This is a genomic window from Aquimarina aquimarini (assembly GCF_900299535.1).
Taxonomy (GTDB): Bacteria; Bacteroidota; Bacteroidia; order Flavobacteriales; family Flavobacteriaceae; genus Aquimarina; species Aquimarina aquimarini.
The window spans coordinates 27,612-41,112 of the sequence record NZ_OMKE01000012.1 but is presented as its reverse complement, the minus strand read 5'-3'; the positions used below and the strand labels follow the sequence as shown (position 1 = coordinate 41,112).

The following is a 13,501-nucleotide window of genomic DNA, read 5'->3' as shown; positions in this document are numbered from 1 at the left end:
TAAATGGCAAAGCCCAAGAAAAATAAAAAACAAAGCACTACTTACTCACGTTTCTCTGAAAAAACTGCTGTAAAAGCAAAAAAGCATTTAGGGCAACATTTCTTAAAAGATGAAGAGGTCGCAAAAAAAATTGGAGATACCCTTACTCTTCAAGGATATAAAAACGTGATTGAGATTGGCCCAGGAATGGGAGTACTCACCAAATACTTACTCCAAAAAGAGTTACATGTACTTGCTATGGATTTAGACAGTGAGTCTATTGAATATCTCAACACCAATTTTCAACTTGAACACAACAATACCTTAAAAAGAAATACTACATTTGAGGTAGTAGAAGCAGATTTTCTGAAATTTGATCTTGATAAAATATTTTCTGAAGAACAATATGCTATTACTGGTAATTTTCCATATAATATTTCTTCTCAAATAGTTTTTAAAACACTTGAGAACAGATCTAGAATTCCTGAATTCACAGGAATGTTTCAGAAAGAAGTTGCACAACGTATTTGTGCAAAAGAAGGAAACAAGACATACGGTATTCTTTCTGTATTCACACAAGCATTCTATGATGCTGAATATCTTTTTACTGTTCCCCCAGATGTTTTTAATCCTCCTCCAAAAGTTGACAGCGGTGTATTACGTCTAATTAGAAAAAAAGATTACACACTTCCTTGCGATGAAAAGTTATTTTTGCGAGTTATAAAAACTGCTTTCGGACAACGTCGTAAAACTTTAAGAAATAGTCTTAAATCTTTTCAGTTACCCGAAGAAATCAGAACGTTAGAACTATTTGCTTTACGTCCAGAACAATTAGCCGTAGATCAATTTATAGAATTAACTCAACTTATTGAGAAATTACCATCTTAAGGGTTTTAGTACAACCATAAAGCTCAATTAAATTCTTTGGCTATCTTTGTGAGCATTTGAACAAGGGGTCACACTAAATTAATCAGTATATGCAGTTTCAGATTTCTACTGAATTTATAGAAAAGGTAAAACATCTTATCCAAAATACTGGTGATACCCAACTGCGTAACATGCTCAGTGAATTACACTTTGCGGATGTTGCAGAAATCATTAGTGAACTCAACCTTACACAAGCCACTTATCTTATTAAATTACTAGATAGTGAGAAAACTTCTGAAGCTCTTATGGAGCTGGAAGAAGATTTTCGTGAACGTATTCTTGAAAATCTTTCTGTAAAAGAAATTGCAGAAGAGTTAGAAGGGATGGACTCTGATGATGCTGCTGATGTTGTTGCAGAACTACCTGATGATCGTGCAGAAAAAGTAATTGCAGAAATAGGTGACGAAAAACGTGCAGAAGACATCAAAGAGTTACTCGCTTATGATGAGGATACAGCAGGTGGTTTAATGGCCAAAGAACTGGTAAAAGTAAAAGAAACATGGACTGTTGCGGGCTGTGTTCGTGAAATGCGACGTCAAGCAGAAAGCGTTACTCGAGTACATTCTATTTATGTTATAGATAGAGAAGGAAAATTAAAAGGTAGGTTATCTCTAAAAGATTTACTTACAGCACCTGCAAAAACACATATCAGCGAAGTATACATACCTAAAGTAGATTATGTAGATGTTGATACAGAAGGTGAAGAGGTAGCTCGTATTATGCAAAAATATGACCTCGAAGCGATCCCTGTAATAGATAGAGAAGGTATTCTTGTAGGACGCGTAACAATTGACGATATTGTCGATTTTATTAAGGATGAGGCAGAAAAAGATTATCAGTTAGCCGCTGGTATATCTCAAGATGTAGAAGCAGATGATAATGTTTGGGAGCTAACCAGAGCAAGATTACCTTGGTTAATTCTGGGATTATTTGGTGGATTAGGAAGTGTATTTATTATGCAAGGTTTTGAAAATGTAATGGCTAACCCTAAAATCAGAGATCTCTTTTTTTATACACCACTAATTGCTGCAATGGCAGGTAATGTTGGTGTTCAATCTTCTGCTATTATTGTTCAAGGGCTTGCAAATAATGCGGTAAAGGGAAGTCTATTAAGCCGATTGCTAAAAGAAGTAAGCCTTAGTCTTATTAATGGTATTGCACTTGCTTTACTCATCATTATTTTTGGTTTTGTTATGCAATATGAAATTTCTTTTAGCATCACCATTGCCATAGCACTTATGAGTGTCATTATAGTAGCAGCTCTAATTGGCACATTTGTTCCGATTATCCTAGACAAAAAAGGAATTGATCCTGCAATTGCCACAGGGCCCTTTATTACTACAAGTAATGATATTTTTGGAATCTTCTTATTCTTCTATATAGCAAAACTTATTTTAGGATTTTAATAAAGAAAAATATACTTCGACTGGGTCGAACATGATCAAAAAAATAATAAAACAACAGAGTTTTATAGTCCTCTAACCAGTGTCCAACCCGTAGAATTAGTTCTAGAGTTCCCAGGAGCTTCCTAGCAAGTATGATCCTGTGGACAAACTATGTATTTATGACAGTATGCTGGACCTACAACAGTTCCTTTACAGTCACACCCACATAATGATAGGTCTACCCCTGCCTGCCCCTTTATCTGGCTTTGGCTTTTTCTGGATAGAACATTAACTCCTTCGATATTCAAAAGATTCGTTTTCATATAATTATATTTAATGGTTAATATTTTAAAACTATAATTATTTTTACTTGTAAAGAACAATTTTAACCTTTTTAAGAAAAAATTTAGATTATTGTATCTCACAGGGATTTTTCATCGAATATTTTTTACTTTTTATCGAAACTGTAGCTTCATTCCACTAATTTACAACTAATTACAAAAGGTTTTTTCACATTTTCGCAAACGAATAACCTGTTTTTACAATATATTTTCCTACAGTCTCAATACTGTTTAATTTCTTATTCTAATTGACCTATACACTGATTTTGCTACTTGTTTCATAGAAATAATGTTTAAAGGAAGTTCCATAAATACATGAATTAGACTACAAAATAAAAGCAAAGAAATAGCTATTTTATAATCATAAAAATACAATCCAATCGATATTGCCCATAAAAAAAGAATAAGAATAGATCGTTTTTGGGTAAGCTTTTTATGCCAACCAATAATTGTCGTTTTAGAAAACCAATTGAGATAGTGGTATGTATATGCAAATGAGATAAACATTTGGATTTTCAAGTCGGCTATTTCATAAAAAAAGAAAGTTGTTCCATCAGAAGCTCCTACTATTTTTGAAAGATTAGCATTTAAGACATGAAAACGGTTCCCTACATAAGTTGATTTTATAATATCAGAAAAGTAGTAAAAACTTTGATCAATGGTCAAGAAACTAATCATTATAGGAGCCACAGCAACAAGTAGCACATTAAAATACCCTATTCTTCCTTTCAACTTAATAGCACCATACAACATAAACAATAATGTAAATACATAAACATGGATTATGGTTGGCAAAAAAATCCCAAAAACTACATGATACAAAGGCAACTTATGTACCAAAACAGCAATAATAATACCTACCAATACAGAAATGAGTTGATATTTTTTATTTTTAAAAACAACTAATGAAAAGGCTATTACAACACTTAGAAAAAATAAAGAATTTAAGTACTCAGGCATCACAAACCTTACTTTATAAATCAACTGATTATTCTCTAAAATATCAAAAGCTGAAAGTCGTGCTAAGACTGGTACCGCAATCAAAAAGGCAAAAACTACTATTATAAAACTCCAAACCTTACTTTTTACAAAATAGTCATTGTTTTGTATCCAATTTATTTCTGTAAAATAATGTAACGGCCCTAAGATTGCATATACAAAAAGAAAAAGCTGAAAAGGTAATAAATAAGCCAACATAAAAGATATGAGAATCAAAAACGTATTTAGCGCATCTATATTATTAATCTTCATAAGGATTGAAAAAGAAAAAGCTCCACTGTATGGTGAAGCTTTTCATTAATTTATAAGGTTTAAGTTTTAATTTTTAATTACCATTTTCCTAGTATCTATTTTTATACTACCAACATACATAGTATAAAAATATGTTCCTGAAGCTAATCCATCACTATTTATATTAACCTCTTCAGTACCTGTTTTATTTAATTTAATATTAGATATCACCTGACCAACTGAGTTACTAAAAATAATTGAAGCATTAGTAATACCAGTAGGAAGATAATACTTGATTGAAGATGTCCCATTAAAAGGGTTAGGTATGTTTTGATACAATATTGGACCTCCGTTTTTATTCTCTTCATTACTACAAGCACAATTTTCTATTTCATCCAGCCTAGACACCATATCTGTTATTTGTGTTTGTAAAGCAACGACCTCGCTCTGAGTATCATCTAAATCAGTTTGTAATGAAGAAAAAATAGGTGACAGATCTACAGAAACAGAATTCCCTCCTTCTATAGCGATAGTTAAGTTCGACCCATCCAAAATAGCAGATGTAAGATTCTGATTATCCGAACTTGTAAATGCAGATAAATCAATTGTATTTGTCCCACCAGAAATACTTAACACATTACCAGCTAAAGATAATTCTTGTGCATCTGTATTATCTAAGTATCCTGAAAGATCAACTGTAGTCGTACCTCCTGAAATACCTAAAGTATTAGTAGCAAGAGATAATTCTTGTGCATCTGTATTATCTAAATACCCTGAAAGATCCACTGTAGCTGTACCTCCTGAGATACCTAAAGTATTAGTAACAAGAGATAATTCTTGTGCATCTGTATTATCTAAATACCCTGAAAGATCCACTGTAGCCGTACCTCCTGAGATACCTAAAGTATTAGTAGCAAGAGATAATTCTTGTGCATCTGTATTATCTAAATACCCTGAAAGATCAATTGTAGCCGTACCTCCTGAGATACCCAAAGTATTAGTAGCAAGAGATAATTCTTGTGCATCTGTATTATCTAAGTACCCTGAAAGATCAATTGTAGCTGTACCTCCTGAGATACCCAAAGTATTAGTAGTAAGAGATAACTCTTGTGCATCTGTATTTAATGAAGTTGTATTTAACCATTGGGTACTGTCCCATGTATATACAGTTTTATCTTCAGTATCATAAATTAACAAGCCCTCATCAGTAGCTCCAAGACTACTTTCTAAAGCTGTTTTTTGAGCATTCGTTAATCTGTTTATTTGCAACCCTTTATTAGATCCTGATAATTCTAATGATGCATTAGCATTTGGGATATCTGTTCCAATCCCTACACTCAGCGAATTGGTTGCCCCTCCTAATACCATCGTATTATCATTTACTGCTGTAGCTGCATTTCCAATTGCTATAGCATTTGTTCCACTTACACTTGCATTATATCCTATTGCGATATTATTAATAGGATTGGTTGCTCCTGGATCTGTTGAGGTTGCTCCTGTACCAATAACTATAGTACCGTCATTTTGTGCCACAGAGTTCGCCCCAATAGCAATCGCTTCTGTATTATCCACATCTGTAAGATAACCAATACCTATTGCACTATTTCTATCCATAGATCCTTGCCTACCAATCAATATAGAATTAGCAGAAGTATTATTATTCATATCTGCCAAATATCCCATAGCAATGGCTCCTGTACTTCGAATATCAACATCATTACCAATACCAATAGAATATTGACCATCATTAAAAATACTATACCCCAACATAATGACATCATTATTACTAGGTGTATTTGCAGCACCAATAAAAGTACATCTATATCTTCTATTGTTATCAAAATCTGCATATGCCCCCATACCTACATTATCTTCTCCTTCTCGATTAGTAAACCCAGCTTCGAAGCCAACATATGTATTTCTATTTGCATTAGAAGTAGAATTAGTTCTATTATTATCCCAACCCGATCGTGCACCAACAAAGGTATTATAATCTGCATGCTCTGTTGCCACACCAGATGCAGCCCCAACAAAAGTATTATAAATCCCTCTATTCACATCGATTCCTGCTGAATCTCCAAATGCAGAATTATGATGTCCTTCAGAAACATCAGATAGTGCTTCATCTCCTACTCCAGTATTACGATATCCTGTATCAGATGATATCCCTGCCTCATTACCTATAAATGTATTTCTATACCCTGTAGTATTACTGAAACCAGCATCCTCTCCTATAAAAACATTTTCATACCCTGTCGTATTCTTTGTTCCCGACTCTTCTCCCATAAAAGTATTGTCATATCCAGTCGTGTTATTTTCTCCAGATTCAGTACCAACAAACGTATTATCTCCTCCTGTTAAACTAAGCCTACCTGCTTCATTTCCTATAAATGTATTGTCAAATCCAGTAGTATTTTTGTGACCTGCCAAATATCCAATAAATGTACTCTCTGATGTTGTGTTATCCCTACCAGCACCAAAACCAACAAAGGTTGTCTTTGACCCACTGGTAAGATTTGATCCTGTACTATCACCGTACATGGTGTTATAATCCCCAGAAGTGATATTTACACCAGATCCAGTTCCTAAGGATTCATTTAAAGTTTGTGCTTGTAAAGACATGTATGTTGTTATAAGCAACGTATATATTAAAAATAGTAAAGGTTTTTTCATGGGTATAGGTTTAAAAATTTAATAAGCAAAAGTATATTTAAATATAACAAAACATTAAAAAACAATAAAGTTTTAAAGCGTTTATATTAACAACTCTTTAACGCGACTTCTCTCTCAATCAAAAAAAGCTTACCAAACCTATATTCTATTAAAACAAAGTGTTTAAAAATGAATTCAATGATGAACATTTTTACGCATTGGTCTATTAAAAATAATTCTTCTATCTTGCATAAGATTTGATCCATTATTCAATGAAAAAAACAGAGCAAGGCATTGGTTGGCTCCTCTTTATATTCGTATTTATCATTTATGCTTTTTGCACTCCTAGAACCATTACCTTTTGGGATAGCGCAGAGTTTATAGCCTCAAATTACAAATTACAGATCACTCACCCTCCTGGAGCTCCTTTCTACATGCTGTTTTGTAAATTCATATTGTCTTTTTTTCCAGTATCTATGGTTGCCTACATAAATAATTTGGTCTCTTCTTTATTCGGATCATTGACAATTGTTCTTTTATATTTTATCACCATAGAAGTAGCCAAGAGTGTCTTAAATAATAAACATACAAAACAGACACAAAACTGGCTACCTATCATTTGTGGAATTATCGCTTCATCAACACTCGCTTTTATTCATAGTTTTTGGGTTGCATCTACAGAAAGTGAAGTATACACACTTTCTTTTTCTCTTCTATTAGCTGTACTCTACACTATGATACAGTGGAAAAAAACTAACAATCAAAAAAAAGAAATTCGCTTACTTTTTTTAATCACTTTTCTTATTGGGATTTCGGTAGGAGTACATTTAATTAATATATCAATTGTTATCCCTCTCTCTATTCTATACACTTACAAAAAATTTGGGCTTACCTTAAAAAACTTATGCATCTCATTGGTTGGAGGAGCTTTACTTTTTTTTACCCTTTATGGAGTTTTAATCCAAGGGTTCTTAACTATTGCAAACAAATTAGACGTATCGCTGGTTAATGATTTTAATTTTTCTGTAAATTCTGGTCCAATACTACTTACTTGCATTCTCACTATCTGTTTTGGAATTGCTCTTCTGTACACCTATAAACAAAAGAAAATTGCAATACATCACTCATTATTAGCACTTCTATTCTTTTGCATTGGAATGAGCTCTTATACTGTCTCAATGATTAGAGCTAATACTCACACTCCTACATCCAACGAGCCTTCTACCAGTAATCAATTATTACAATACATTAGAGCAGAGCAGTTTGGTCTAGGTGAAGTTCCTTTACTTAGGGGACATCTATATAATGCACCTTTAGACAAAACAACCCCTTTTACTGATGGCCCAGTAATTACTAAATACAACAGGGAAAAGAAAAAATACATTACGATAGATCACGGTCACTATAGCAAACCCAATTATGCAAGGGAGTTTAGCTCATTATTCCCTAGGATGTACCACAAAGGAACTTCAAATATTAATGGGTATAATAGCTGGACACCTATTAAAGGAAAAACAATCCCCTACCCTGTACAAGGCAAAATTCAACAAATTAAAACGCCTACTTTTTTAGACAACTTTAATTTTTTTATAACCTACCAAATATCATGGCTCAACTTAAGGTATTTGTTTTGGAATTTTATTGGACGCCAAAATGACACTAAAGGTACTGGGGAAATTCTAAATGGAAATTGGAAAAGCGGAATAAACATTCTTGATTCTCATAGAATTGGTGATAAAAAGCATATTCCTGATCAATATCACAATGATTTAAGTAATGATTATTATTACTTTATTCCATTTATTTTTGGCCTTATTGGATTATTCACCCTACGCAAAAACTATACATACTTAGCAACTACAGTTGTATTTTTTTTAACCTTTGGTATTGGGATTACAATTTACGTAAACCCAACTCCCTCTAGTATTCTGATCAGAGAACGTGACTATATTTTTATGGGATCCTTTATCATTTTTGCATTATGGATTGGGTTATCTACACTATCTTTATTTAATTTACTCAGATTCATTGTTGTAGAAAAAACAAGATTAATCACTGTTGGTTTATCTATTGGAATACTCGTCCCTGTTCATCTTTTGGCAAAAGGCTGGGATGACCATAATAGATCCAGAGATCATTTTGCGTATGATTTTGCAAAATCATACCTAGATTCCTGCCCTACCAACTCTATTTTAATAACCAATGGAGATAATATGACGTTCCCATTATGGTATTTGCAAGAAGTAGAAGATTACAGAACAGACATTCGCATAGTTAACTTTGATCAATTGACCTTAGATTGGTACATAGAAAAGTTAAAACGAAAAGTAAATTCATCAAATCCAATATCAATAAGTTTACCTCAAGATATTTATACTAATAATCAACAATTACTACCATTAAAAAAAGAAGTAAACCAAGCTGTTGATGTCAAATTATTATTCGATTTTTTATCTGATGCCAAAACTCGTGTGTCATGGAATGGAAAAAAAATTCATTACATTCCTTCTGAGGTTTTTTCTATTCCCATTGATACTGTAAATATCCCACATCATCTCTATAGTCGTAAAGAATTACAACTTGATTATACAGATAAAATTACTTGGAAATTCCCAAAAGAATTTTATGCTGTCAATGATCTTGTTTTGTTAAATATCGTTCAGCAAAATATACTGAACAGACCTATTTGTTTTGCCATAAATGGCAACAAAAATCACTACATAGGTTTACAAAAACATACTATACAACGAGGTCTTGTAGATTTATTAGCCCCTGTAAAACGATCTAAACCCTCTTTAAACCCAAAAATTGTAGATACAAAAACAATGTATCCGATCTTTATTAAATCAAATATATTCAAAAATCTAAATGACCCTTCTATTTTTATTGATGATGAATCTAGAACATATGCTCAAAAAATCTTAAGAAAAAATTACTATTTCTTAGCTCAAGCCTTATTAGAAGAAGGGAAAACAGACCAAGCAATCAAAGTACTAGATACTTGTATTTCAATTCTCCCCGATACAACTATTCCATTTCGTCAATACGCATATGCTTTAGGAAAACTTTATTATAGAGCTGGTGATCACAAAAAAGGAAAAAAAATATGCCTAAGTGCTATGCTTAATATCTGGCAAGAATTACAATGGATAACCTCTTTTGATCCTCTTCACCCAATTATCAATGTAAAACATGCGACCCGACTTAAAAAGATGTATTCTCAAATGATTAATCAATTAAAAACTAATCATCCCAAAGAATCAAATAGACTATCTATTCAATTTCAAAAGTTTGAAGTCACATTTCAGAATTGGCATACAAGAAACTGGCCTTATTAATTTACTAATTAAAAATACATGTATTTCTTTTCTACAGAAGTCACTTCATCCAAAATATCTTCAGATAACCCTTTATACCAGAGAACACGTAAAGCTTATGAGTTAACACTAGACTCAATACAAGGAAATGTCCTTGAAATTGGTTGTGGAGAAGGATATGGAGCTACCATGTACCATAAAAGAGCAAAACAACTAACACTCATTGACAAATCAAAATATTCTACCTCTCTCATTAAAAAAAAGTTTCCTGACGCTACAGTTATTCAAAAAAAAGTACCTCTGCTATCACACATTTCAGATAATAGTTTTGATGTTATCCTTTTATTTCAAATTATTGAACATATCAAAAACGATAAACTGCTTATTGAAGAAATAAAAAGGGTTCTAAAACCAGGAGGAACAGCTTTTTTAACTACTCCAAACGCCACAAAATCCATTGCTCGAAACCCATGGCATTATAAAGAATATACGTATGATCAAATCAATAATTTAATCAAAAACGTATTTAACACATACACTATTATGGGTATCGAGGGAAACGACAAAACAGACCATTACTATGCTACAAATAAAAAAAATGTAGAAAGAATATTAAAATTAGACATCTTTAACCTCCAGTACAAAACCCCTTCATTTATCCTAAAAATTCCATATGAAATATTGAATCGGTATAACAGAAAAAGGCTTTTTAAAAAAAATAATGAATTAGTTAATACCATCAATAGTCAAGATTATAGTTTACACAAATATTCAAAAAACACACTAGATTTTTTTTGCACAATGGTCAAAAAACAATGATTCAAAGGAAACATCATAAAAAACATCAAACTCAGGAAACAAAAATAAAGCCCTCAATTAAATCACAATAATAGCCATAGCAAATACAATTATTAATCCTTAATTTTGAATATCAATACAAAGTCTATGAAAATACTCCATCTCGATACAAATCACTCTCTACTTACCAATCAACTTAAAGAAGCAGGATTTCAAAACGACGAAAATTATACGGCTTCCAAAAAAGATATTGAAACGATTATTCATACTTATGATGGTATCATTATTAGAAGTAGATTTGCAATTGACAAAGTTTTTCTTGACAAAGCCAAAAAACTAAAATTTATTGGCCGAGTAGGTGCTGGATTGGAAAATATTGATATTGATTATGCCACAAAACTAGGTATTAAGTTATACAATGCTCCAGAAGGCAACCGCAATGCTGTTGGAGAACACGCCCTAGGAATGATCTTATCTTTATTCAATAAATTAAACAATGGAGATCAAAGTGTACGAAAAGGACAATGGCTTAGAGAGGAACATCGCGGTGTTGAACTAGATGGCAAAACCCTTGGTATCATAGGATATGGAAATATGGGTAGAGCTTTTGCTAGAAAACTACGTGGTTTTAATGTAGAAATTATCTGCTACGATATTCAAGAAGATGTAGAAAACAGTGATGCCACCCAAGTAAGCATTCAGGAACTCTATGAAAAAACAGATATTCTAAGCTTACACACTCCTGAAACTCCTAAAACAATTGGTATGATTAACACCAGTTTTATAAACAAGTTTAAAAAACCATTTTGGCTCATTAATACTGCTCGTGGAAAAAGTGTGATTACCTCTGATCTTGTTAAGGCGATAAATACAGGCAAAATTCTAGGTGCTGGTCTCGATGTTCTGGAGTATGAAAAATCATCTTTTGAAAACCTATTCTCCTCTGATAAAGAGATTCCCACAGAATTCAATGAGCTTCTAAAAATGAGTAATGTAATTCTAAGCCCACATGTAGCTGGCTGGACAGTCGAATCCAAAGAAAAGTTAGCACAAACTATTGTAGATAAAATTAAAACAGAATTTTGTTAAAAGATATTTTCATTTCCTTAGCCACTAAATATTCAAATAATACTGAATATATAACCTCTTTATGGAATGAAATTGAAAAGAAGCACTCCAAATCCAACAGACATTACCACAATCTCACTCACCTTTATCATCTTTACAGCAATCTAAATCAAGTAAAAAATGATATCGAAGATTGGAATATTATACTGTTTGCATTATTTTATCATGATTTCATTTATAATGTACATAAACACAATAATGAGGAGGAAAGTGCCAAAAAAGCTTCAAAAACACTACAAGAATTATCAATAAACAAACATAGAGCAACTCTATGTTCAGATATTATATTGGCTACAAAAGGGCATAATATCTCTGCAAAAAATGATATTAATTATTTTACCGATGCAGATTTATCAATACTAGGCAGTGATTGGAGAAACTACCAAACATACTTTGAAAACATTAGAAAAGAATATAAGTATTATCCAGACTTCATGTATAACAAAGGGCGCATTAAAATTCTAAATCATTTTATTAGCATGCCCAAAATATTTAAAACAGATTATTTCTACACCAGATTTGAATCTCAAGCCAAAACAAACATTACCAACGAAATCAATTTACTCACTAAGTGAGATTTTAACCCTCCAAAATCAGCTTCGAAATTAAAGGTTCGCCTCAAACGAATACTTCGTAGATTTATCTCAAGGTAGTTTTTTTTCAAAACAAATCACAATTTTGCTAACTTTATAGAGTGAAGAAAACTATTTTTATTTTTACCTCTCTTATTATTGCATTACTAGCTCTTTTTCAAATAAGTAAGTATCATCTTATCAGTCAAGACGTATCTATACAATTTGTAATTGCTACAATTGCTGTTGTGTTCTTTATCATAGGAAGTGTAATCAATAAAAAAACCTCACACTCTATAACAGTAAGTTCACAAGAAATAAATCAAGCTAAAATAAATGAATTAGGCATCAGTAATCGAGAGCATGAAGTACTGTGTAAAGTTGCCGAAGGGTTGTCTAATAAAGAAATAGCTCATCAACTTTATGTTTCGGAGAATACTATAAAAACACATGTTTCTAATCTATTAGCAAAATTAAATGCCAAGCGTCGTACACAAGCAATACAAATTGCTAAAAAACTCAAAATTATACCATTATAGGTCTATTCTTACTACAATTAGTATGAAATTCATACTTTAGTATGAGTATAATTTAGCCTTCTAAATCTATTTTTGGGTTTAACTTTATAAAATATACCTAAAATGAAAAATACAATAATACGTTTTGGATCGCAAAGCGCGCTAACAATATGCATACTCTCACTTGTAGGGTGGTATTTAGGAAAAAACCTTGACTATTCTATACAAGAAGTAATTGGGTATGCAGGGATAATTGTTGCCTTACTATTTATTTTTTTTGGAATAAAACATTTTCGTGATAAAGAAAACAATGGTATTGTTTCTTTTAAGAAAGCACTTCTTATTGGAGTATTAATTGCTTTAATTGCTGCCCTTATATTTGGTCTATTAGATACAATTTATATCAAGTATATTAATCCAGATTTTATAACCGAATACTACACACATTATGAAGAACAAATGAGAAACACTCTTCCTGAAGCGGAACTACAAACCAAATTAGCAGAATTAGAATCTCAAAAAAAAATATTTTCAAATAGATTTATGAGTTTCTTCTTAATGTTTACCACTGTATTTATTATTGGATTTATAATTTCATTAATTTCTGCATTAATATTACAACGCAAACCTATTTAGAGATAATCAAAAACATTC

General features: G+C 32.0%; 11 protein-coding genes. 8 read left to right on the top strand and 3 right to left on the bottom strand.

Going from position 1 to position 13,501, the window contains the following annotated elements; translation table 11 throughout:
- Positions 1-3 precede the first annotated feature (3 nt).
- The gene (rsmA, locus tag DG508_RS07200) at positions 4-867 is read left to right on the top strand and encodes a 16S rRNA (adenine(1518)-N(6)/adenine(1519)-N(6))-dimethyltransferase RsmA (RefSeq protein ID WP_108867493.1); all 864 of its coding nucleotides are present in this window, start codon (positions 4-6) and stop codon (positions 865-867) included.
- Positions 868-956: 89 nt separating this feature from the next.
- A complete protein-coding gene (mgtE, locus tag DG508_RS07195) occupies positions 957-2,312 on the top strand; it encodes a magnesium transporter (protein WP_108867492.1) in 1,356 nt (451 codons plus the stop codon).
- A 122-nt stretch (positions 2,313-2,434) separates the two neighbouring features.
- On the opposite strand, the gene DG508_RS07190 is transcribed toward mgtE, so the two are convergent.
- From DG508_RS07190 to DG508_RS07180, 3 genes are all read right to left on the bottom strand, one after another.
- Positions 2,435-2,614 carry a hypothetical protein gene (locus DG508_RS07190; RefSeq protein WP_108867491.1) on the bottom strand — a complete coding sequence of 60 codons (180 nt, stop codon included), beginning with the start codon at positions 2,612-2,614 and terminating at the stop codon, positions 2,435-2,437.
- A 249-nt stretch (positions 2,615-2,863) separates the two neighbouring features.
- A complete protein-coding gene (locus DG508_RS07185) occupies positions 2,864-3,883 on the bottom strand; it encodes a hypothetical protein (RefSeq protein WP_159090733.1) in 1,020 nt (339 codons plus the stop codon).
- A gap of 66 nt (positions 3,884-3,949) precedes the next feature.
- Complete coding sequence (locus tag DG508_RS07180; protein WP_108867489.1) at positions 3,950-6,535, bottom strand: beta strand repeat-containing protein; 2,586 nt, start codon at positions 6,533-6,535, stop codon at positions 3,950-3,952.
- A gap of 251 nt (positions 6,536-6,786) precedes the next feature.
- Between DG508_RS07180 and DG508_RS07175 the strand changes: the two genes are divergently transcribed.
- The 6 genes from DG508_RS07175 (at position 6,787) to DG508_RS07150 (ending at position 13,483) form a co-directional block, all read left to right on the top strand.
- On the top strand, positions 6,787-9,852 hold the full coding sequence (locus DG508_RS07175; protein WP_108867488.1) for a glycosyltransferase family 117 protein: 3,066 nt from the start codon (positions 6,787-6,789) through the stop codon (positions 9,850-9,852).
- 18 nt (positions 9,853-9,870) lie between these two features.
- Positions 9,871-10,650, top strand: a complete 780-nt coding sequence (locus DG508_RS07170; protein WP_108867487.1) for a class I SAM-dependent methyltransferase — start codon at positions 9,871-9,873, stop codon at positions 10,648-10,650.
- 126 nt (positions 10,651-10,776) lie between these two features.
- Positions 10,777-11,718, top strand: coding sequence for a 2-hydroxyacid dehydrogenase (locus tag DG508_RS07165; RefSeq protein ID WP_108867486.1), 942 nt, complete (start codon positions 10,777-10,779; stop codon positions 11,716-11,718).
- Positions 11,712-12,332: an HD domain-containing protein gene (locus tag DG508_RS07160; protein WP_108867485.1), complete on the top strand. Its 621-nt coding sequence runs from the start codon at positions 11,712-11,714 to the stop codon at positions 12,330-12,332. Before DG508_RS07165 ends, DG508_RS07160 begins: the two co-directional genes overlap by 7 nt.
- Positions 12,333-12,451: 119 nt before the next feature.
- Positions 12,452-12,868: a response regulator transcription factor gene (locus DG508_RS21415; protein WP_108867484.1), complete on the top strand. Its 417-nt coding sequence runs from the start codon at positions 12,452-12,454 to the stop codon at positions 12,866-12,868.
- A gap of 102 nt (positions 12,869-12,970) precedes the next feature.
- Complete coding sequence (locus DG508_RS07150; protein WP_108867483.1) at positions 12,971-13,483, top strand: DUF4199 domain-containing protein; 513 nt, start codon at positions 12,971-12,973, stop codon at positions 13,481-13,483.
- Positions 13,484-13,501: the final 18 nt, after the last annotated feature.

Excerpts from the sequence above, each read along its gene's own strand:
- DG508_RS07180 (WP_108867489.1), bottom strand. The coding sequence starts at position 6,535 with ATGAAAAAACCTTTACTATTTTTAATATATACGTTGCTTATAACAACA.
- DG508_RS07190 (WP_108867491.1), bottom strand. The coding sequence starts at position 2,614 with ATGAAAACGAATCTTTTGAATATCGAAGGAGTTAATGTTCTATCCAGA.
- rsmA (WP_108867493.1), top strand. The coding sequence starts at position 4 with ATGGCAAAGCCCAAGAAAAATAAAAAACAAAGCACTACTTACTCACGT.
- DG508_RS07170 (WP_108867487.1), top strand. The coding sequence starts at position 9,871 with ATGTATTTCTTTTCTACAGAAGTCACTTCATCCAAAATATCTTCAGAT.
- DG508_RS07175 (WP_108867488.1), top strand. The coding sequence starts at position 6,787 with ATGAAAAAAACAGAGCAAGGCATTGGTTGGCTCCTCTTTATATTCGTA.
- mgtE (WP_108867492.1), top strand. The coding sequence starts at position 957 with ATGCAGTTTCAGATTTCTACTGAATTTATAGAAAAGGTAAAACATCTT.
- DG508_RS07165 (WP_108867486.1), top strand. The coding sequence starts at position 10,777 with ATGAAAATACTCCATCTCGATACAAATCACTCTCTACTTACCAATCAA.
- DG508_RS07185 (WP_159090733.1), bottom strand. The coding sequence starts at position 3,883 with ATGAAGATTAATAATATAGATGCGCTAAATACGTTTTTGATTCTCATA.
- DG508_RS07150 (WP_108867483.1), top strand. The coding sequence starts at position 12,971 with ATGAAAAATACAATAATACGTTTTGGATCGCAAAGCGCGCTAACAATA.